Annotated in this window: 15 protein-coding genes and 1 pseudogene; 12 read left to right on the top strand and 4 right to left on the bottom strand. The window is 62.9% G+C overall.

All coding sequences use genetic code 11. The annotated features are described in order from the left end of the window. Positions 1-31: 31 nt before the first annotated feature. From tssE to tssA, 11 genes and pseudogenes are all read left to right on the top strand, one after another. Positions 32-520, top strand: coding sequence for a type VI secretion system baseplate subunit TssE (gene tssE / locus BN1188_RS15835; protein ID WP_040262375.1), 489 nt, complete (start codon positions 32-34; stop codon positions 518-520). Next, positions 520-2,326: pseudogene (gene tssF / locus BN1188_RS15830) on the top strand (type VI secretion system baseplate subunit TssF). The gene tssE and the pseudogene tssF overlap by 1 nt, the downstream one beginning before the upstream one ends. Next, the gene (gene tssG / locus BN1188_RS15825) at positions 2,290-3,360 is read left to right on the top strand and encodes a type VI secretion system baseplate subunit TssG (RefSeq protein ID WP_040262374.1); all 1,071 of its coding nucleotides are present in this window, start codon (positions 2,290-2,292) and stop codon (positions 3,358-3,360) included. The pseudogene tssF and the gene tssG overlap by 37 nt, the downstream one beginning before the upstream one ends. After that, a complete protein-coding gene (gene tssH, locus BN1188_RS15820; RefSeq protein ID WP_040262373.1) occupies positions 3,357-5,975 on the top strand; it encodes a type VI secretion system ATPase TssH in 2,619 nt (872 codons plus the stop codon). Before tssG ends, tssH begins: the two co-directional genes overlap by 4 nt. A gap of 99 nt (positions 5,976-6,074) precedes the next feature. Continuing rightward, the gene (gene tssJ / locus BN1188_RS15815; protein WP_408633628.1) at positions 6,075-6,740 is read left to right on the top strand and encodes a type VI secretion system lipoprotein TssJ; all 666 of its coding nucleotides are present in this window, start codon (positions 6,075-6,077) and stop codon (positions 6,738-6,740) included. Continuing rightward, positions 6,733-8,076 (top strand): type VI secretion system baseplate subunit TssK, encoded by a 1,344-nt coding sequence (gene tssK, locus BN1188_RS15810; protein WP_040262372.1) that lies wholly within the window; start codon positions 6,733-6,735, stop codon positions 8,074-8,076. The genes tssJ and tssK overlap by 8 nt, the downstream gene beginning before the upstream one ends. Next, complete coding sequence (icmH, locus tag BN1188_RS15805) at positions 8,073-8,786, top strand: type IVB secretion system protein IcmH/DotU (RefSeq protein ID WP_040262371.1); 714 nt, start codon at positions 8,073-8,075, stop codon at positions 8,784-8,786. Before tssK ends, icmH begins: the two co-directional genes overlap by 4 nt. A gap of 30 nt (positions 8,787-8,816) precedes the next feature. Beyond that, entirely contained in the window at positions 8,817-12,488 is a 3,672-nt protein-coding gene (gene tssM, locus BN1188_RS15800; RefSeq protein ID WP_040262370.1) for a type VI secretion system membrane subunit TssM, read from the top strand. Positions 12,489-12,556: 68 nt separating this feature from the next. After that, positions 12,557-15,049 carry a type VI secretion system membrane subunit TssM gene (gene tssM / locus BN1188_RS15795; protein WP_040262369.1) on the top strand — a complete coding sequence of 831 codons (2,493 nt, stop codon included), beginning with the start codon at positions 12,557-12,559 and terminating at the stop codon, positions 15,047-15,049. A gap of 142 nt (positions 15,050-15,191) precedes the next feature. Beyond that, the gene (locus BN1188_RS15790) at positions 15,192-15,710 is read left to right on the top strand and encodes an Hcp family type VI secretion system effector (protein ID WP_040262368.1); all 519 of its coding nucleotides are present in this window, start codon (positions 15,192-15,194) and stop codon (positions 15,708-15,710) included. A gap of 100 nt (positions 15,711-15,810) precedes the next feature. Next, positions 15,811-16,917, top strand: a complete 1,107-nt coding sequence (gene tssA / locus BN1188_RS15785; protein ID WP_040262367.1) for a type VI secretion system protein TssA — start codon at positions 15,811-15,813, stop codon at positions 16,915-16,917. A gap of 69 nt (positions 16,918-16,986) precedes the next feature. On the opposite strand, the gene ttcA is transcribed toward tssA, so the two are convergent. Continuing rightward, on the bottom strand, positions 16,987-17,811 hold the full coding sequence (gene ttcA / locus BN1188_RS15780; RefSeq protein WP_040262366.1) for a tRNA 2-thiocytidine(32) synthetase TtcA: 825 nt from the start codon (positions 17,809-17,811) through the stop codon (positions 16,987-16,989). Between the two features lie 183 nt (positions 17,812-17,994). Here ttcA and BN1188_RS15775 point away from each other — a divergent pair, with 183 nt between their 5' ends. Beyond that, positions 17,995-18,489 (top strand): SprT family zinc-dependent metalloprotease, encoded by a 495-nt coding sequence (locus tag BN1188_RS15775; RefSeq protein ID WP_040262365.1) that lies wholly within the window; start codon positions 17,995-17,997, stop codon positions 18,487-18,489. Between the two features lie 95 nt (positions 18,490-18,584). Here BN1188_RS15775 and BN1188_RS15770 read toward each other — a convergent pair whose 3' ends face one another. The 3 genes from BN1188_RS15770 to BN1188_RS15760 form a co-directional block, all read right to left on the bottom strand. Beyond that, positions 18,585-19,907 (bottom strand): dicarboxylate/amino acid:cation symporter, encoded by a 1,323-nt coding sequence (locus BN1188_RS15770; RefSeq protein WP_040262364.1) that lies wholly within the window; start codon positions 19,905-19,907, stop codon positions 18,585-18,587. 268 nt (positions 19,908-20,175) lie between these two features. Continuing rightward, positions 20,176-21,531, bottom strand: a complete 1,356-nt coding sequence (locus BN1188_RS15765) for an ATP-binding protein (RefSeq protein ID WP_040262363.1) — start codon at positions 21,529-21,531, stop codon at positions 20,176-20,178. Then, entirely contained in the window at positions 21,528-22,205 is a 678-nt protein-coding gene (locus BN1188_RS15760; RefSeq protein WP_040262362.1) for a response regulator, read from the bottom strand. The genes BN1188_RS15765 and BN1188_RS15760 overlap by 4 nt, the downstream gene beginning before the upstream one ends. Positions 22,206-22,239 lie beyond the last annotated feature (34 nt).

The raw sequence follows: 22,239 nt of genomic DNA, 5'->3' as shown, positions 1-22,239 counted from the left end.
GTAGCCCGTGGTAATGCCAAGGAGGCATGCATTGAGCAGTTCCTACAAGCTGGTGCCATCGCTGCTCGACCGCCTGCTGGACGATCGTCCGCAGGTGTCGGTCGAACCGGCGTCACAACGCTTGAGCTCGCTGGCCGATTACAAGGCCAGCATCGTGCGTGACCTCGAAACCTTGGTGAACACTCGCCAGTGCCTGGCGGCCGATGAGCTGCGAAGTGACCGCTTCAAGGGTTTGCGCGGCACCATCCTCACCTACGGCATGCCGGATTTCACCAGCAAGGGCATGCTCAACCCTGAGGATCGCTCGCTGATCCAACGCCAGCTCGAAACTGCCATCGCCACGGGCGACCGCCGTTTCAGGTCGGTAAGCGTACAGCTACTGGCCCAGCACACCGGGCAACGGATGTTGACGTTTCGCGTCGAGGCCGTTCTGCGCCTGCATGACGTGAGTCAGCAGGTGTCCTTCGACGCGGTGTTGCAGGTCAACACCCAGGAATACAAAGTAAAGAACCTGATCTGATGCTCGACGACCTGCTGCCCTACTACGAGAAGGAACTGTCGCACCTGCGCTTTCTAGGCCAGGAGTTCGCGCAGCAGTACCCGAAAATCGCTTCGCGCCTGCTGATCGAAGGCGATAACTGCGAAGATCCGCACACTGAGCGGCTCATAGAGGCGTTTTCCTTCCTGGCGGCACGCGTGCACAAGAAGCTCGACGACGAGTTTCCAGAGATCGTAGAAGCCTTCCTCGAGGTGTTGTACCCCCACTACCTGCGCCCTACCCCGTCGCGGCGGGCTGGCCAAGGTGACCGAGGGTTACCTGGTGGCGCGCCACACCGAACTGCATTCCACACCTGTAGAGGGCGTGGTGTGCAAGTTCCGTACGTGCTACCCCGTGGAGCTGTGGCCGGTGGAAGTGAGCGCCGCATCGTTCGTGGAGTTGGAGCGCTCGGTGTTCAACGGCCATAGCGCCGACCTGGTGGCGCGGTTGCGTCTGACACTGGTCGCCACCACGGCGCAGGACAGCCTCGGCGAGGCAGGCATGGACAGCCTGCGGTTTTTCCTCGACGGCGAAAGCAGCTTGATGCTCCAGCTGTACGAATTGATCTTCAACAACCTGGCCAAGGTTACCCTTGCGTTCGAACACGAAGGCCGGGCCCGTGAAGTGGCGCTACCCTCCGACGCCATCAAGGCCGTGGGCTTCGACCACGACGAAGGCCTGGTGGACTATTCGGAGCGTTCCTTCCTGGGCTATCGCCTGCTGCATGAATACTTCACCTTTCCTGACAAGTTCATGTTCTTCGACCTGCGCGGCCTGGAACGCCAGCTCAAAGGCAAGGGCCTGAAAAGCGTCGAGGTGAATCTCTATTTCAGCCACTATGACCTGGGCGACCGCCTTTCCCGACTGGCGCAGACCCTGGGTCGGGGCAACTTCAAGCTTAACTGCGTACCGGTGATCAACCTGTTCCAGCAGCAGGCCGAGCCTATCCTGCTGACCCATACCCAGCATGAGTATCAGGTCATTCCCAAGGTCGGCCAGCAGCGGCAACTGGAAGTCATCTCCATCGACACGGTAAAGCGCGTCGATGGCGCGGACCAGGTCACACCCTGCCGTGCGTTCTTCGACCCGCGGGGGACCTCCACCGAGGACGAAGCCTGCTACTGGATCGCTCGGCGCCGCCAGGTCAGCGCGCAACGGGACAACGCCACTCATATGTTCATCCGCGTGGTGGACCGTGACCTGGAACTGGTGGATTCGGTGAACGGCAAGCTCAGCCTCACCGTCACCTGCAGTAATCGCGACCTTCCCCTGCAACTGCCATTCGGTGGCGAGCGCAGCGAATTCATCCTGCCTTCGCAAACGGTGATCAGCAGCATTCGCTGCCTGCGCAAGCCCACGGCAGCGGCCCGCGTGCCATTGACCGGAGGGCTGCTGTGGCGGCTGGTGTCGCACCTCACGCTCAATCACCTTTCGCTGGTGGCCAACGGCCGTGATGTGCTGCTCGAGCTGCTGTCGCTCTACAACTATCGCAACACCCTGGCCTTACGCAAACAGATCAACGGCATCACCGCCATCAAGAGCGAGCCCACGGTGGCGCGCATCGGCCACCCGCGGCCCAACTTCGTACGCGGCGTGGGCATCACCCTGGAGGTGGACGAAAACCAGTTCACCGGCAGCGGTGTGTTCCTGTTCGCAATGGTGCTCGACCACTTTTTCGGCCAGTACTGCAGCGTCAACAGCTTCACCCAACTTAGCCTTCGCAGCCTTCAACGCGAACAGAGAATAGTCCAATGGCCAGCACGCTCCGGCGCACTACCCCTGGTCTGATCGACCAGGCCAGGGCAGAGCCATACCGATTCGAATTCTTTCAATTGGTACGGTTGCTGCGCCTGCACTACAGCAGGGCCGGCCGCATGGATCCGGAAACCCGGCCACACGAGGACCCGCTGCGTTTCCGTTCCCAGCTGTCGCTGAACTTCCCCGCCAGCGAAGTCAGCGAGTTGCAGTTCGAGCGCCCGGGCCGGCTATCCAACAGTGGCTCGCCGCTGACGGAAGTGCAGGTGACTTTCATGGGCCTGGTAGGGCCGTCGGGTGTCCTGCCGCGTCCGTACACCGAGCTGCTGCTGGACCGCCATATCCAGCATCGCGACGATGCCGCGCACGCATTCCTCGACCTGTTCGCGCACCGCATGACATCGCTGTTCTATGAGGCCTGGCAAAAGTACCGCTTCTATATAGAGCACGAGCGCAAGGGCAGCTCGCGCTTCGACGGTTACCTGCTGAGCCTGGTGGGCTTCGGCCCCCAGGCGCGCAAGGCAGCGTTCGATCGACCCGCTGCCAGCGTGCGCGCCGAGCTGTTCAGTTATTTCGCCGGGATGTTCGCACAGAAACCGCGTAACGCCATCAACCTGCAGCGCATGCTGTGCTTCACCTTCGGCCTGCCCTTCGTGGTCAAGCCCTTCGCGGGTCGCTGGCTGAAGCTGGCCGGCGAACAGCGCAGCCAGCTGGGGCGCAGGAACCACGTGCTGGGCCAGAGCGCCGTGCTGGCAGACCGTGTGTGGGACTATCAATCGTGCGTACGCATTGAAATCGGCCCGCTGGAGCTGACCGATTACGAACGCTTCCTCCCTGGTACCCGGGACTACCGCCAGCTGGTGGAAACCCTGCGGTTCTACCTGGGCGCCGAGCTGGACTACCAGATCGCCCCGCTGCTAAAGCGTGAGGCGGTGGCACGGCCTTGCCTGGGCCGTCAGCGCAACCTCTCCCTCGGCCGCAAAGGTTGGCTCAAGCGCCCGCAGCGCAGGGTCGAGCCCGAGCGCTGCGCGCTTTTCCATATACCTTTTGATGGGGTTTCCCTGTGAACCTGAAGTCCCTGTTCGCGAAGTTGAACGACGCCTGCCGTACCGCCACTGAAAGCGCCGCCGGGCTATGTGTGTCCGAGCAGCATGGGGTCGTGCAGGTGGAGCATCTGCTGCTGCAACTGCTGGAGAACACCCACGGTGATCTGCTGGCGATTCTGCGCCACTACCAGATCGTGCCGGAGCGTTTCCAGGCACAACTGTTGAACGCACTGGCGGCCTTCAGGAAGGGCAATCCCGGCACGCCATCGCTGTCTTCGGATATCACCCGGCTCATCGAAAGGGCCTGGGTACTGGCATCCATCGAGTACAACCAGGGCCTGATCCGCAGCGGTTTTCTGCTGCAGGCACTGCTGGACGATGACGGTTTGTACCGAGCCGTGGCGTCCGGCGCGACGGAGCTGGACAAAATCAACCCCGACGACTTGCGCATCCACTTGCCGACCCTCCTGGCGCATACGGCCGAAGAGCCGCAGCCACGGCCTCTGGACAGCACCGCGACCACCGTGCCCAAGGCCGCGCAGGGCCAGGGCAAGACGCCAGGCCTGGACCAGTACACCGTCAACCTTACCCAGAGCGCCCGCGAAGGCCGTATCGACCCGGTACTGGGCCGGGAATTCGAAGTACGGCAGATGGTGGACATTCTTACCCGACGCCGCCAGAACAACCCGATTCTGACCGGCGAGGCCGGCGTGGGGAAAACCGCCGTGGTCGAGGGCCTGGCGCTGCGCATCGTCAAGGGCGACGTACCGGCGGTGCTCAAGGATGTAGCGATCCACACCCTCGACCTGGGCCTGCTACAAGCCGGCGCCGGCGTGAAAGGGGAATTCGAGAACCGTCTGAAATCGGTCATCGAGGAAACCAAGCGCAGCCTGCACCCAATCATCCTGTTCATCGACGAAGCCCATAACTTGATCGGTTCCGGGGGCCAGGCGGGGCAGAACGATGCTGCCAATCTGCTCAAGCCGGCCCTTGCCCGTGGCGAACTGCGCACCATCGCCGCCACTACCTGGGCCGAATACAAGAAGTACTTCGAAAAGGACGCTGCCCTCGCTCGCCGCTTTCAGATGGTGAAGGTCGAGGAGCCTGACGAAGAGCAAGCCATTCACATGCTGCGTGGCCTGCTCGGCAAGATGCAGGAGCACCACAAGGTGGCCGTGCTCGACGAGGCACTCACCCAGGCCGTGCGCTTGTCGAACCGCTATATCACCGGACGCCAGCTGCCGGACAAGGCCGTGAGCGTGCTGGATACCGCCTGCGCCCGCGTCGCCCTGGCGCAGAACGCTCAGCCCGGGCCACTGGAGGATGCGGAACGGCAGATGGACAACATCAAGGCCGAAATCGTCGTGCTGGACGAGGAAGCCGCCAACGGCGGGGATCACCAGCGCCGCCTGGCAGCCCTGGCTTGTGAGCTCGAGGCTGCCTTGGCTTGCCGCGATACCCTGAAGGCCCAGTGGCTGACCGAGCTAGAAATGGTGAAGGCGATCGCTGACCTCAGCCAGTACAGCCCGGCAGCTATCTCGAAAGACGGCGCCACGGCCAAGGACCTTGCCGCCCTGCGCGAGGAACTGGCCCGAGTGCAAGGTGAGAGGCCCTTGGTACATGCCCTGGTGGACGCAGGCACCATTGGCGAGGTGATTTCCGGCTGGACCGGCATACCGCTGGGCAAGATGCTGCGCAATGAGATCGATACCGTGCAGCGGCTGCCGGCCTTGCTCGCAGAGCGGGTACTGGGGCAGGACCACGCGCTGGAAGAGATCGGCAAACGGATCAAGGTTTCCCGCGCGCGCATGGAAGATCCGGACAAGCCCATCGGCGTGTTCCTGTTGCTGGGCCCCAGCGGCGTCGGCAAGACCGAAACCGCCCTGGCTCTGGCCGACGCCCTGTACGGCGGCGAGCGTAATCTGATCACCATCAACATGTCCGAGTACCAGGAGGCCCATACGGTTTCCAGCCTCAAGGGCTCGCCGCCCGGTTACGTCGGCTACGGCGAAGGCGGTGTGCTGACCGAAGCCGTACGGCGCAAGCCCTACAGCGTAGTGCTGCTCGATGAGGTGGAGAAGGCCCACCCGGACGTGCTCGAACTGTTCTTCCAGGTGTTCGACAAGGGTGTGCTGGATGACGGTGAAGGCCGCGAGATCAACTTCCGCAACACGGTGATCATCCTCACGTCCAACACCGGTACCGACCGCATCATGCAGTGGTGCCTGGGTAGCGAACAGCCACCGGCGCCAGCGGAAATCGTCGAAGGCCTGCGCGCCGAACTCAACCAGGTGTTCAAGCCCGCTTTCCTGGGGCGCCTGAGCATCGTGCCCTATTACCCGGTTCAGGACGCGGTGCTGGAACGCATAGTCGCGCTGAAGCTGGAGCGCATCCGGCAACGTTTCTTGCGCAACCACCAGGCAGAGCTCAAGTACGACGCCGAACTCGTAAAAGCCATAGCCGCGCGCTGCACCGAAGTCGACAGCGGGGCCCGCAACATCGACAACATTCTCTCGGGCAGCTTGATGCCAGAGCTGGCCCAGCGCGTGCTGGCACGCATGGCTCAGGGCAAGGCGATCCAAAGTCTGAGTATCAAACTGGGCAGCGATGGCGATTTCGCCTATCGCCAGCGCTGAGCGAATCATCAAAGGTGAAACATGAGTAGTACACCCTTGCGCACCCTCCACCTGCCTGGCGCCGCCTGCCTGGCATTGTTGACCAGCATCGGCCTGGGCATGGCCGGTTGCGGCGTAACCGAACGCGTAGGCAAACGGGTCGACGACACCTGGGCCGGCGACATGCTGTTCAAGAGCGATGACAGACTGGTGCTCACCACCGACGCTGGCAACAACCTCAACCCCGACGCTACCGGTACGCCCCTGTCGGTGGTCGTGCGGGTGTATCAGCTCAGGTCACTGGAGCGTTTCGCCGTCGCCGACGTCGACAGCCTGTGGGACAACCCCAGGCAAGCCTTGGGCAATACCCTGCTCGACAGCCAGGAAGTGGTGATGCTGCCCGGCTTCGGCCAGGTCAATCGCTGGCCGCTTACCCCCGCGGCAGGGTTTGTAGGGGTAGCGGCATTCTTCCGCGACACCGCCCGCGACAGCCACTGGAAGGCAGCCTTCACGGCCGACTCCTGGCGCAAGGACGGCATCTGGTTTTCCACCAAGGGTTCACGTCTGCTGATCGACCACAATCAGATCATCGCCGTTGGCGGCGGTGATCTGCTGCGCCGGGCGGACGTGCCCCAGCATCTGCATACGGGTAACAGCATGCCCTCGACGAGCGCACGCGAGCTGCAGGCCGCTGCCCTCGAGGCGGCCGAAGACACCGCCAGGGACTCGGCCCGACAGTCGATCGACAGCAAAGCAACCGCATTGGTAGACAGCCTCAATGAGTAAGCAAAGCCGCGTGATGTGGTCCGAGGGCATGTTCCTGATGCCTCAGCATTTCCAGTACCAGGACGAATTCCATCAACACCAGCTGGCCCAAAGCACGCTGCGCGCCACGCCCTTCCATTGGGGCGTTCAACTGCTGGAAATCGACGAGCAGGCGCTGTCGGAGGGCACTCTGCAGCTCAAGTGTCTGAAGATGGTATTTCCGGATGGAAGCCTGTTCGACGCGCCCCAGCACGACCCGCTGCCCGCCGCCCGGGATCTGCGCGAACTCGGCAAACACCAGGATTTCAAGGTGTACGCGGCGCTCAAGCTGCACGAGCCCTTCGGCGTGAACTACGTCGAAGACGGCGCCCAGGCCAATGGGGCCCGGCGCTATCGCAAGCAGTTCGACACCCTGCCGGATCTCAACGAAGGCGACCTGGAAAACGAGATCGCCAGCCTGCGCCTGAACGTGGTCATGCTGATCGACGGCGACATCCTCGATGGCTACAGCTACTGCCCCATCGCCCGGCTGATGCGCAACAACATCGGCGGTTTCAACCTGGACGGCCATTTCGTGCACCCGGCCTTGCACATTGGCGCCCATGAAGCCCTTCTGGGCATCGCTCAACGCCTGCTCGGCGCTCTGCACGCCAAGAGTTCGGCCCTTTCGAGCCGCCGCCGCGAACGGGCGGACCAGACCGCCGAGTTCGGCTCGAGTGACGTCAGCCTGTTCTGGCTACTCAACACGGTGAACCGCGCCTACCCGACACTGGCGCACCTGCTGGCACACCCACGCTTGCATCCGGAGCGCCTGTATCTGTTCCTGGCCAAGCTGGCGGGCGAGCTGATGACGTTTTCGCTCAACACGCAACTGAGCGACCTGCCCGCCTACGACCACCACAACCCCGCCTTGGCACTGGTTAAGCTGGACGAAATGATCCGCGTGATGCTGGAGAACGTGGTTCCGAACCAGTGTATCCGTATCGACCTGACGCGCACCAAGCCGTCCTACTGGCAGGGCAGGCTCAACGACCCGCGCCTGGCCGAAGCCGATTTCTACCTGTGCGTCCATGCCGACATGCCCGGTGCCAGCCTGATCGAAATGGTGCCACGCACTTTCAAGGTCGGCTCCCCGGAAGACATCGAAGTCGTGGTCAACAGCGCCATGCCCGGCGCAACCATCAACCACGCCACGCGCTTGCCCAACGCCATTCCCACACGCCTGGACAACCACTATTTCGCCATCGAACCCCACGGCCGCGTGTACGAGCGGATGATGGCCGCGCAAACCCTGACCTTCTATGCGCCAAGCGCATTCAGCAATCTTGAGCTTGAACTGATGGCGGTGCTGAAATGACCGACGTGTTGTGGCAAGACCCTGGCTTGACCGAGAGCGACGGGCCAACCCTCAAAGACCTGGTCAAGGACTTCATCTCCATGGCACTGGTCATTCGCCGCGGTCGCGAAGTGACGTCCGTGGACAGCTTCATCGCCAAGGTCGATGCGTTTCTGGATGACCTTGAACGCCGAGGCCGTGCCGCCAATTACAGTGTCGAGCAGATCCGCGATACCCAGTATGCGCTTTGTGCCTTCCTCGACGAGAGCGTGTTGCGCGCCAATGGCACTTCCCTGCGCGACGCTTTCGAAACCAAGCCCATGCAGTTCCGCCGTTTCGGCGTTCACCTGGCGGGCGAAGGTTTCTTCGACAAGATCGAAGCACTCAGGGCCGACGTCAAAGCCAATCTCGACGTGCTGGAGGTGTACCACCTGTGCCTGGCGCTGGGCTTCGAGGGCAAGTACAGCCTGGGACAGTTCGAGGAATTGCGTTACCTAGCCAACAACCTGGGCCACGACATCGCGCGCTACCGCAAGGCACCTGCCGCCGAGACGATGGATTGGGCATTGCCTGATCCTGTATCCCACAGGCTGCGCTACGAAGTGCCGGTATGGATATACCTGGTGTTGATCGCGTTGCTGTGCGTGACCGTCTACGGCGTTCTCGACTGGCTGTTGGACCAGCAGGTGGCGGCCTTGGCCGCGCAAATCAGCCAGTTGTTCAGCGCCTGATGACAGAACCGCGCCGCCGGTCAGGAAGACATGAAAACAGTATTCGCATTTTTGAAAACCCATCACTTCTGGCTCGGCGTCATGCTGTGTTGGCCCTTGGCTCTGCTGCTCGCCTGGCTGTGCGCCGGTCATTATGGCTGGAGCCGGGAACAGGGCTGGCAGGCCATGGCGCTGGTATCGGCCGGCATGTTGCTGGTGATCGTGCTGCGCCAGTATCGACGTATCCGTCAGGAAAAAAGCATTGAAAACCTGGTGCAGATCGAAGTCGATCAGCGCAACACCGGCCACGCCGACCAGCGTGAACTGAGCGAACGCCTCAGGCACGCCATCGCCCTGCTGCGTAGTGACAAGGCTGCGGGTGGCGCGGGTAGCGCGGCCTTGTCGGACTTGCCCTGGTATCTGGTGATGGGCATGTCGGCCTCGGGCAAAACCTCGCTGCTGAGCCGTTCCGGCCTGGCGGCGAGCATGGCTGCCAACGCTAACGGCACCGAAAGCGATGCTCGACACTGCGACTGGTATTTCAGCCCGGAAGCGGTACTGGTGGATACGGCCGGGCGCTACCTGGTGGACGAGGAATCCGCTGCGCACTTCAGTGGTTTCCTGCGCAATCTGCAAAAGCAGCGGCCCCAGGCGGCGATCAACGGGCTGGTGCTGGTGGTGAGCCTGCCCGAACTGATCAGCGGCAGCGCCCAGGACCGCGCCGCCCTGGCCGGGCGGATGGTCGAGCGCATTCGCCAATACGGCGAAAGCCTGGGTGGCACCCCCCCGATCTACCTGATGCTGAGCAAAGTCGATCTACTACCGGGCTTTGTCGACGCCTTCGATGGCCTGGATCTGGCCGCCCGCCAGCGTCCACTGGGTATGACCTTCAGCCTGGCGGAGCTTGACGGCAAAAGCCAGTGCCAACTGGTGATCGCCAAGTTCGCGAACCTTCAGGCGCAGGTGCGCGAACGTGTGCAAACCCGCATCCACACCCTAGGTATCGCGGCCACCAGCGAACTGCTGAACTTCCCTGACTATTTCAGCGGGCTGCCTCTGTTGCTGGGGCAGTTCCTGGAGCACTTCGAAGCCGTGGGGCCAAGCCAGGAACGATTGCTGGTGCGTGGCCTGTACTTCACCAGTGCGCTGCAGGATGGCACTGAGCTGAACAATGTGCTCGAAGCGCAATTGGCCGATGAGTTCGCTATGGCCTTGACCAGCGGCGAAGCCCTGCCGGACGGTACGCTGGGCCACCGGCCCGCGCGTAGCTTCTTCATCACCGATACCTTCCGCCAGGTGATATTCCCTGACCGCAGGCTGGCAGCGCATCAGCAACGCAGCGCCCGTCGGGGCCCGCTCAGGCCCGCGATGCTGACCGTCGGAACGGTACTAGGCCTGGCCTACCTGGGCTGGGCGGCAGCGGCCTTCCACAACAATGACCGCTGGCTGCAGAACACGCGCGAGCAGCTGCAAACCCTGGCCCAGGCTAATGACCACGAGCAGCAGCTTGCCTCTGGCCAGGCGCTGGAAATGCTGCGCGGGCACCTGACCCGCATCGACCACTATTGCGCTGGGGGCGTACCGCTGCGGATGAGCGCCGGCCTGTATCACGGTGATGACCTCTATGCCGCCATTCAGGCCGCCTATCTGGAGCAATTGCGTACCCAGGCGCTGGAACCGATCGTCAAGCACTTGCAGCGGCAACTGCGTGGTTTCAACGACTTCGCCCAAGAGGTCGGTACGCAGGCACGCAAGGGGACTCCGCTCAAGGCAGGCCCGCGAACGAGTACCTTGGCCCTGCGGGCACACCTGGACGAGCAGCAAGTCGCATCCGTCGTCGAGGCCTATAACCGCCTCAAGCTCTACCTGATCCTTACCCAACCCAGCGCCGACCCGGATACCGAGTTCGTGGCCAGCGCCCTGCCCGCCGCCTGGGCCGACGCGGTGAGCCCGGCAGCGGGTAACCTCAGCGCGATCGTCGGCCGCAACATGCCGCTGTACCTGGCCATGATCCAGCAAGGCGCCGCGCCCGTGCTGCCGCGCAACGACCGGTTGATCGAAGACACCCGGCAAAGTCTGAAGTCCTTCATGATTTCCAGTTCTCTTGCCGACCGCGAGTACCTGCGCCTGCAATTGGAGTCGGACCGTCAGTTCCCGCCCCTGGCGCTGGCCGACCTGGTGCCGGAGCCGGGCCGCCAGTTGATCTACGGCAGCGAAGCCGTGCCAGCCATCTACACCCGTCAGGTATGGGAAAGCTTCGTGCAGCCACAACTGCTCAAGGCCATGTCTGGCGACCTGCGTGTGGAAAGCGACTGGGTGCTCGATGGGGGCGGCGGTGATGGCCTGGAGCAAAAGGCGAGTTTCGTTCGCGACTTCATGGACCGTTATAAACGTGACTACGTCCAGGCCTGGTCGACCTTCGTCGCCAGCGTCGGCGTTCGGCACTTCACCGACATGGCCAATGCAACACAGCGCCTGACCCTCTTGAGCGACGTCCAGAACTCGCCCATCAAGCACCTGCTGCTGGCGGTCAACGAGAATACTCAATGGGATGTGCCGGCCAGGCTCGATAACCCGCCATCGGCTGGCATACCCAGCAGCAGTTGGCTCAAAGCCCTGAAAGCCCTGGGGCCCAAAACCGATGAGGACAGGGTTGCCCTCGGCAATGCCCTCCCCGCGTTCGACGATGGCTTGGTGGCGGCGCGCTTCGAGCCCGTTGCGAGGCTGTTCTCGGCACAGAATGCCGAAGGCGCTGACAGTACCGTGATGGACCGTTACCTGGCCGCGCTGCGTAAGTTGAAGGTACGGATGACCAACATTCAGCGTTCCCAGGACGTGGGCAAGGGCAGCAAGCAGTTGATCAGCGAAACCCTGGCTGGCCAGCCAACCGAAGTCACCAACGTGCGCAACTATGTGGAAACCAGTATCGACACCAGCCAGGATGCCTTGGCCCGCTCGCTGCAAGGGCTTTTCGTTGCGCCTATCCAATACAGTTGGGATACCCTGCGCGACCCGGCTGGCCAGCAGATAGCCAAGGCCTGGGCACAGCAGGTAGCCAAGCCGTGGGAACGGATAATGGCGCATCGCTACCCGATCGTGGCTGGCAGCGCCAACGAAGCCTCGGTTAAGGACCTGCAGCGCTTCGTCGACCCCGAGTCCGGCTTGCTGCCGAACTTCAAGCGCAACGAGATCGGCAATCTGGCCGGCGGCGAAGGCCTGGGCATGGGTGGCAACGGCAAGGCCGCTCCCTTGGTGAACCAGGGCATGGTCAACAGCATCGACAAAGCCAGTTCCCTGGGCCAGGTGATCGCCAGCCTGTCGGACAGAGACAATGGCTTCGAGATCATGCTGGAGCCGGCGCCCAACCTCACCGACATCATCTTCACCCTCGATGGCCAGGTTCAGCACTACCGCAATGGCAAGACCAGCTGGAGCCGCTTCACCTGGCCGGGAACCACTTCGGCGCCCGGGGCGCGCCTGGACGTGGTCAACCTGAGCGGTGAACGCATCACGGTCTTCGACTTCAGCGGTCGCTGGGGCCTGCTGAAGATGAGCGACAGCGCCCGGGTGACTGACCTGGATGGCATTCAGCAGCGCTTCAGCTGGTCGGCTGGCGGAGCGCCCGTAAGCCTGGTGGTGCGCAACTACGGCGGCGTGAAGCTGACCGACCTGGCCAACGTCAGAAGCCTGAGCGCACTCAATGACCTGACCAAGGCACGCTGACCCATGACCCTCTACTGCTCCCATGACGTCACCCACCGGTTTGGCGAAACGCCGGATGTAACAGTCGTATGAACAAGATCAAGTATTACTTTCTTCGTTATCAGCCTTATGTCCTGGCCGTGGCCTTCTTTCTCATGCTGTTCCTGGTGTGGGCCAGTGGCGTCGCGCTGGGGTTCGGCTCGCTGAACAGCCTGCTGGCTGGCATCGGCGTGTTCGTGCTGCTGGCCGCCGGTTATGTGTTGCTGCTGTACCGCGGCGCGGCGCAGCACCAGAATCTGGAAGCCTTGCTGCGCGACGACGGTGAAGAAGCGGTTCTCAACGCAGCCCCTCAGGATCGGGCGGAAGTGAGCCTGCTGCGTGAGTGCTTGCTGCTAAGCATCGAACGGCTGTGTGGCGATAAAGGTCGGCGGCAAGGCAGGAGTGCCCTCTACGAACTGCCGTGGTATCTGGTGATCGGCCCCCCGGCCGCGGGCAAGACAACCTTGCTGGGGCAGTCTGGGCTCAGCTTTCCCTATGTCGAGCGCGAAGGTGTCCGTGTGTCAGGGCTGGGTGGTACAGACAACTGCGACTGGTTCTTCAGCTCCGAAGCCGTGTTGCTCGATACCCCCGGGCGCTATATGAGCACCGAGAAGGAGGCCGGCAAATGGCGGGGCCTTCTTGCCCTGCTGCGCCAACATCGCCAACGACGCCCACTCAACGGCCTTGTCTTGGTCGTGGGCATCGTTGACCTCATCAACGCCCCGGCGGAGGAGCTGGAGCGGCTGGCCAAACGCTTGCGCGAGCGCATCCAGGAGGCCCATGCCTTGCTCGAGGCACGGCTGCCTATTTATCTGGTTTTCAGCAAATGCGATCTGATTCCCGGCTTCACTCGGTTCAACGCTCAACTGGCGCCAGAACAGCGCGGCGAAGTGCTGGGCAAGACCTTCCCCCATAGCGGGTTCGAGCGGGCCGACGGGGCGCAGCAATTTGCCGCCGCCATGGGTGAACTGTCGCGCCATTGGCAAGCGGTCGGCCGCCAGCAGCTGCTCAACCAGGATATTCGGATCACCCGTCAGGAGACCGCGACCTACCGTTTTCCCCTGGAGCTAGAGGCGCTCGCTCCACGGCTGGGGACATTCGTCGATCTGTTGCTGCGGGCCAACCCCTATCAGAGCGCGGCACTGCTGCGCGGCTTCTATTTCACCAGCGCCCTGGATGCCGGTCAGCCGCAAGCCGGTAGTCATGAATTGAAGGTATGCGAAGCGTTCGCACTCGACGCGGCCAAGGCACCCGGCGCAGGGACGGGCGTGGCACGGCCTTTGTTCATTGCGGGCCTGTTCCAGCAAGTGATCGTTCCGGACCAGCACCTCGTGGCGCTCTACACCAGCAACCGCCGCGAGCGTCGCCGCAAGGCTGCCTGGGTAGGCGCCGCGGGATGCACGGCCCTGATACTGTGCAGCCTATGGGGCTGGTCATACTGGAACAACCTGGGCGCCCTGCGCACTTTGAGCGGCCAGTTGCAAACCGCGGTAACACAGGATTCCCAGGCTGGCGATCAGTACACCCAATGGCAAACCCTGGACCAGCTGCGCCGCTGGACGGCCTACTATCATGAGGCCCACCACCAGGGCAGCGTGCCGCTCGACATGCGCCTCGGCTTGTACAAGGGGCATGAAGTGGAAACCCTGCTGCGCGGTCGCTATTTCTCGCGATTGGAAGGCGTGATGCTCAAGCCGACGGCTGACAACCTTACCCGGTCGCTTTACCTGTTGACGACTATCAAGGTGTACCAGCGCAACGCCAAGAGCGTTATGCCGGTCACGGGCATCGACAGCGTGGAGCCACGCGCGCTACCCGACGACAACCGCGCGCAATCGATCGCCCTCTTTGGCGAAGCCACGCTGCGTACTTACCTGATGCTGTCCCGGGCCCGGCGTGAGACCGCCGATGCGGCCTACCTCAAGGCCAGGATCCCGGACTACTGGTACCCCGCCATCGCCCAGCGCACCGCCAGCGCTCCAGCGGCGATCACCGGCAACTCGCGTAACGGCGCGGACTACGAGTTCGCCAGCCGACAGATCGAGTTCTACAGCGACCAGATCCGAGAACCGGACGTACCGCGCATCGTCGACAACGCCTTCCTGGCGTCCAGCTCGCGCAACTATATCGACAGCCTCCTTTCCCAGTCGCTGCGTTCCATCGAGACCATCACCCTGGAATCGGACACGCTCTTCGCCTTCGGCCGCGCGGACTTCCAGAGCCTGCAGGCGGAGGGCCAACGCCAGCTCAGCGCGATCGCGGGCAAACTGTTGAGCACGCCCAACATCGGCAAGATCGTGATTTCAGGGCACGCCGACCAGCTGGGCGATTCTAGGAGCAACCTGCGCGTCTCCCAACAGCGCGCCCACACCATCAAGACCTACCTCATCGGCAAGGGGGTACCCGCACGGCTGTTGGAAGCCGTAGGCGAAGGCAGCAGCAAGCCGTTGGTCAAGTGCGACCCGCAGCTGGCCCGCGCCGACCTGATCCAGTGCCTGGAACCCAACCGCCGCGTGGAAATCGAGGTGCGTGCACAGAATTGACAGCATCCGGCCGCCTGCGCCTGATGGCCGCGGGTGGCGGTCAGCCACTGTTCCAACCCGTGTTGGAGCGGTTCAACCCTGGGGCAACGATCCGGTGAAGGATCGATGGAAAGCCCTGATCCACCCAAAGGAGAAGGTAAACATGGCATTTGATGCATATATCCAGATCGACGGCATCCCTGGCGAGGCTCTGGACGAAAGACACAAGGACTGGATCGAAGTACTGGGCTTCCAGTACGGAGCCGTCCAAGCCACGTCGGCAACCGCCAGCTCCTCTGGCGGTGCTTCGTCCGAACGCGTCGCGCTGAGCGACTTCACCATCCGCAAACCCGTGGACAAAGCGTCGGCCAAGCTGTTCGAAGCTTGCTGCAAAGGCACTCACATCAGCAAGGTGAAGCTGAACGTCAACCGCGCTGGCGGCGACAAAGTCACTTACCTGGTCATCGACCTGGAAGAAGTGGTGGTGTCGTCGGTGAACTTCATCGCCGGCGGCGCCCAAGCGGCCGATGACAAAGAAGTCAGCGACCTGCCGACCGAAGAAATCAAGTTCAACTTCGCTCGTATCAAGACCACCTACACCCAACAGAACCGCACCGACGGCCAGGGTGGCGGTAACGTCGTCGGCGGCTGGGACCGTACCGCGAACAAGACCTTCGCTTGATCGCAGCCTAGCTCAACGGGCGGTGCCCTAGGGCGCCTCCGCTGACAACGCGTCGCCAGCCTCGCTGGCGACGCGTTTCTTCTGACCCGGGTAGGTTTGTATGTCCGAATACCTCGACCATCTGTACCTGAGCCAACTCTGCGCGCCTATCCACGGCGGTAGCGGCGAAGACCTAAGCTTTTCCAGCCTGTTCGATCAGATCAAGGAGGCCAGGCGCGCCGACCCCGACTACCTGACCCAGGGAGATTGGCAGACCGATCTGAAGGTGGCCGACTGGGACCTCACCATCGACCTCGCCAGCCAAGGCCTGGCCGAGCACAGCAAGGACTTGATGCTTGCAGCCTGGCTGGCTGAAGGGTTGGCGCACAAGTATCAGTTCAACGGCGTGGCCTTCGGCTTGCGGCTAGCCGAAAGGCTGGCGAACGCATTCTGGCCCCTGCTCTACCCTTCCCTGGAGGAAGGCATGGAACTGCGCGGCTCTCGCCTGGCATGGCTCAATTCCACCCTGGCGGATGTGGTGGGCGGCTTGCCGATCACCCAAGGTCAAGGCTACGGCCTGGCACGTTATGAAGAATCCAGGCACGTCGAAAACCAGGCTCTGCAGAATCAGGCGTCAATGGCAGTCGCCTTGAAGGAAGGCAAGATCAACGCAGAGATTTTCCAGCGCTCGGCGATCCTGACCGAGACCGGGCACCTGCAAGCGCGCTGGGGTGAAATCAGCGATTGCCTGGCCGCCTGCCGCGCCCTGCAAGCCACCTTGCAAGCCCTGATGGGGCAAGACGCTCCCAGCTTCAATAGCCTGGAAGACGTTCTGGTCCGGGCCGGCCAATTGGTCGAGCGATTGCTCAAGGATCGCGGCCTCGAACTGCCGGCTACTGCCATGGCCGAAGCCTGCGCTGATACCACCGCGCCGGTCATCGCCGAGCCGGCGATCAGCGCCGCGGTAAACACCGGAAAGCCCGCCGACCCCGCGCCGATGCAGGAAGCCCTGCGCACCACCCCGCTGACTCGCGAAGAAGCCTTTACCCTGCTTACCGGCATCGCGCAGTTCATCAAACAGACCGAGCCCCATAGCCCCGTTCCCTATTTGCTGGAACGTGCGATCAAGTGGGGAAACATGCCATTGGAAAGCTGGCTGGCCGATGTGATCAAGGACGGCAACGTGGTGGAAGGCATCAAGGATGTACTGGGCACCAAGAACGCTTGATGCACCTCTGGGTAACAGGCTTGTGCGGCCGTTTTCTGAACGATCGACAGCCGCCAGCAGGCCGCTCGCTTAGAGGTTCATCAGGTCCACGAACCGAGGCGTGGCGCTTTCGTCGATGCGCAGATCGGTGAAATTGAACAGGTCGCGGTCGGCCAACTGGGACGGCACCACATTCTGCAAGCCACGGAAAATATTCTCGGTGCGGCCCGGGTGCTTGCGCTCCCACTCCACGAGCATGTCCTTGACCACCTGCCGCTGGAGATTCTCCTGGGAGCCGCAGAGGTTGCAGGGAATGATCGGGAACTGCTTCATGTCCGAGTAGGCCTGGATGTCCTTCTCGGCGCAGTACGCCAGAGGGCGGATCACCACGTTGCGGCCGTCGTCGGCCAGCAGCTTGGGCGGCATGGCCTTGAGCGAGCCGTTGAAGAACATGTTCAGGAAGAAGGTTTCGACGATGTCGTCGCGATGGTGCCCGAGGGCCATCTTGGTGGCACCGATTTCGTCGGCGAAGGTATAGAGGGTGCCGCGACGCAGGCGCGAGCACAGCGAGCAGGTGGTCTTGCCTTCCGGGATCAGCGCCTTGACCACCGAATAGGTGTCCTTCTCGAGGATGTGGTACTCGACACCTAGTTCCTTGAGGTAGGCCGGTAGCACGTGCTCGGGGAAGCCAGGCTGCTTCTGGTCCATGTTCACCGCCACCAGCTCGAAGCGGATCGGCGCAACCTTCTGCAGGTGCAGGAGCACGTCCAGCATGGTGTAGCTGTCTTTGCCGCCTGACAGGCACACCATCACCTTGTCGCCGTCCTCGATCATGTTGAAGTCGGCCACGGCCTCCCCCGCCAGGCGGCGAAGACGTTTCTGCAGTTTGTTCTGGTTGACCGAGAGGGTGCCCATGATGGAGAAATCCTGATACGTGCCGACAGCGGAATGCGAAGGCGCGCATTCTACCTCCAATTGGCCGCCAGGCGTAGGCCATTGCCAGCGGCCGGGGCCGAGCCAAGCGACCGATGGCCAAGCCACCGGCTCGGCAAGTGCCAGCCTGAACGGGCATAATCGGCCCCCTTCGGAGCCGAGCCTATGCCAGACCAGCTGTTATCCCGCGTGGAAGCCTGTTACACCCAGGCCGAAGCCTTCTTCAAACGCCCCTTCAAGCGCCCTGTCGTGAGCCTCAAGTTGCGAGGTCAGAAAGCCGGCGTGGCCCACCTGCACGAGAACAAGCTGCGCTTTAACGAAGCCCTGTACCGTGAAAACACCGAGGACTTCCTCCGCCAGACGGTTGCCCACGAGGTGGCGCATCTGGTCGCGCACCAGCTGTTCGGGGACCGCATACAGCCCCATGGGGAAGAGTGGCAGTTGATCATGCGCGGCGTGTACGAGCTACCGCCGTTGCGCTGCCATAACTACGAAGTGAAACGGCGCCAGGTGAAGCGGTACATCTACCGCTGCCCCTGCGCCGACGGAGTGTTCCCCTTCACCGCACAGCGCCATGGCCTGGTGCGCCAGGGTCGGCGCTACCTGTGCCGGCGATGCCGCCAGGCATTGGTGTTCAGTGGAGAAACCCGGGTGGAGTGAGGGCTGTCGCCGGTTGGCGAAAACACAGGAGCCCAACACTGCGGGAGCCAGCGCCAGCTGGCGAATTTCGCCAGCTCCCACAGCGCATTCTTCACTTACAGGCGCGAGCCTTCGGCAACCTTCAGGTCGTCTTCAGGCTGGGTCAGTTCCAGGGGAGCGCCACCGGAAGCGAGTTCGCTTTGCAGGGTTTTCTCATCCAGCTGGCCTACCCACTTGGCTACCACGACCGTGGCCACGGCGTTGCCGATCAGGTTGGTCAGGGCACGGGCTTCGGACATGAAGCGGTCGATGCCCAGGATCAGCGCCAGGCCTGCCACCGGCAGGTGACCCACCGCGGAGAGGGTGGCTGCCAGCACGATGAAGCCGCTGCCGGTGACACCCGCGGCGCCCTTGGAGGACAGCAGCAAGACTGCCAGCAGGGTCAACTGGTGGAACAGGTCCATGTGAGTGTCGGTGGCCTGGGCAATGAACACCGCGGCCATGGTCAGGTAGATCGAGGTACCGTCCAGGTTGAACGAATAGCCGGTCGGGATGACCAGGCCGACCACGGATTTCTGCGCGCCCAGGCGTTCCATCTTGGCCAGCATGCGGGGCAAGGCCGATTCGGAGGAGGACGTGCCCAGTACGATCAGCAGCTCTTCACGGATGTAACGCACCAGCTTCAGCACGCTGAAGCCATGGGCCCGGGCGATGGCGCCCAGCACCAGCACCACGAACAGCACGCAGGTGATGTAGAAGCACAGCATCAGCTGGCCCAGTTGCACCAGCGAGCCCACCCCATAGTTGCCGATGGTGAACGCCATGGCACCCAGCGCGCCCAGGGGAGCCAGCTTCATGATCATGTTAATGACGTTGAACATGGCATGGGCGAAGCGGTCGATCAGCTCCAGCAGTGGACGGCCGTAGCTGCCCAGGCGATTCAGGGCGAAGCCGAAGATCACCGAGAACATCAGCACCTGAAGAATATCGCCAGTGGCGAAGGCACCGACGATGGTGCTCGGAATCACGTTGAGCAGGAAGCCCACCACGCTCTGGCCTTCACCCTGGGTCACATAGGTGGCGATCTTGGAAGCATCCAGGGTGGCCGGATCGATGTGCATGCCCGCGCCAGGCTGGACGATGTTGACCACGACCAGGCCGATGATCAGCGAAATGGTGGAAACGATCTCGAAATAGAGCAAGGCATAGCCGCCGGTCTTGCCTACCGCCTTCATGTTTTGCATGCCAGCGATGCCGCTGACCACTGTGCAGAAAATGATGGGCGCGATGACCATCTTGATCAGCTTGATGAAGCCATCACCGAGGGGCTTGAGCATCTGCCCGGTCTGCGGATAGTAGTGGCCTAGCAATACGCCGATGATGATCGCGACGATCACCTGGAAATACAGGGATTTGTAAATGGGCTGACGAGTCGTCATAGCAGTTTCCTCAAGCGTGCCCGCGGCGCCTTCCACGGACAACGACACATGAAGCGGTAACCCTCCTGACCCGGAGGGATTTGTTCTGGGCCTCGCTGCGCCAGGCCTTGCCGTCTACAAGGCAAGCGCCATGCCAGCTTGCTTGAAAAGCCGAAACGGCCATGATCCAACGGCGCAAGCAAAGTATAGGCAGCGCCTTGTTACTCTCGCGTGGCGGATTTTCGCCACCCTTCGGGAGGCGCCGACGCCCCATGGCGGATATCCGCCATCAGTGGCGTGGAAAGCTGATCCGGAACCGCGCCCCGCCCAGGGGAGAGTCTTCGATGGCCAGAGTGCCGTGATAGCCGCGAATGATGTCATGGGCAACGGCCAGGCCGATCCCCTGCCCCGGGTGCTGGCGATCGAGCCGCTCGCCCCGTTCGAGGATGCGGCTGCGCTGGGCGACAGGAATGCCAGGGCCATCGTCTTCCAGGAGCAGCTCCAGACGCTGACCGATCACGCTCAGGCTCACGCTGACGTCGCCCAGGCAAAGCCGCCAGGCGTTCTCCAGCAGATTACCCAGCAGTTCGAGCAGCGCGCCTTCCTCCAAGGGCAACAAGCCAGGGTCCGCCAACGCGATGTGCAGTTGCACCGGCTTGTCGGGATAGACCTTGCGCAGGCTACTGGCCAGGTTATCCAGCACCGGTCGCACGGCCACCTGCCGACGCACCAGGCCACTGTTGCGCACATTGGCTCGCTGCAACTGGTAGTCGATCTGCTGGCTCATGCGGGCTACCTGGGCGCGCAGCACGGCGCCTTGCTGCCCGGCCTCACTCGCAGGGTTACCGCTGGCCAGGCCCTCGCCGATACCCTGAAGAACGCTCAGCGGGGTTTTCAGGCTATGGGCCAGGTCGCCGAGGGAATCCCGGTAGCGTTGCCGTTGCTCGCCTTCGCTGGCCAACAGGCGGTTCAGGGAGCGGGTCAGGCGCAGCAGCTCGCTGGGGTGACGCTCGCTTAGCCCCTGGCGCTGACCCGCTTCGATCTCGTCGAGCTCAACGCTGAGCCGGCGCAAGGAGCGCAGGCTCCAGGTCATGCCTGCCCAGAACAGCAACAGCAGCGCCACCAGCGCCGCGCCGAACCCGAGGTAAAGGCGCTCGCGCAGGGCATCGAGGGTGCGCTGGTAAGGGGCTACCGATTGCATGGCCACGAAGCTGAAGGCCGCGCTTTCGCCACCCAGCAGGCGCACCTCCACATCGTAGGCCCAGTATTCCTGCCCGTCGGAGGCGGCGAAGCGGGAAAATCGGCTGCCCTGGCCGTCGTAGCGCGGGCCATAGCTAGGCGCTGGCGCTCCCTGGCTGCTCCAGGCCAGTCGGCCGCGCTGGTCGAAGATATAGCCCAGCAAACGTTCATCGGGTACGTCGAGGCGTTCGTCCCGCACCGGTATCGGCTCAGGCATGCGTAGCCGCCCGGCTTCCAGGCGCGCGGCCGAGATCAGCCGGGTTACTTCCGTGGCCAGCCGTTCCTCCACCGAATCGCGCAAGGAAAGGCTGAAGGCACCCTGTAACGCTGGCAGCAAGCCCAGCATGAACAACACCGCGAGCAGGACCCCCGCCAGCATCAGGCGAAAGCGCAGGGAGCGGATCACCGGCAGCGCTCGGTGAACAGGTAGCCCAGCCCGCGTACGGTTTCGATGGGGCGAAAGCCATCGGCCGCCTCGAGCTTGCGCCGGATGCGCCCCACCAGCACTTCGATGACATTGGGGTCGTGCTCGCCTTCATCGGGATATAGCTGGGCCATCAATTGCTGTTTGGCCACTACCTGCTGGTGGTGCCGCACCAGGTACTCCAGTATGCGGTATTCGAACGCCGTCAGGCCCAGCGGCTCGCCTTGCAGAGAGGCCTGCTTGCGGTTGAGGTCCAGGCTCAGGGGGCCGGCCACTATGGTGGGCTGGATGAACCCGCTGGCGCGACGCAGCAGCGCACCCAGGCGGGCCTCGACCTCTTCGAACTGGAAAGGCTTGACCATGTAGTCGTCCGCACCGGCCGCCAGGCCTTCGACCTTGTCTTGCCAGCTTCCCCGGGCCGTCAGGATCAGGATGGGCATGGCCAGGCCTCGGCCACGCCATTGGCGGATCAGCTCCAGCCCGGACAGCCCCGGCAGGCCCAGGTCCACAATGGCCAGGTCGAAGGCCGTTTCGGCGGTTTCCGCCAAGGCGGCGCGGGCATCGGCCACGGCGGCCACCACGTGCCCGCTCTCGCCAAGGCGGGTCTGCAAGTGATGGCGCAAGAGCGCTTCGTCTTCAACCAGCAATAACTTCATTGCACGCCACCACACCCTGGCCCATGGAATCGGC

Origin of the sequence: Pseudomonas massiliensis (genome assembly GCF_000826105.1) — a bacterium.
GTDB classification, from domain to species: Bacteria; Pseudomonadota; Gammaproteobacteria; order Pseudomonadales; family Pseudomonadaceae; genus Aquipseudomonas; species Aquipseudomonas massiliensis.
Note: the sequence above shows the minus strand (reverse complement) of the source record. Positions and strands in the feature narration are given on the sequence as shown.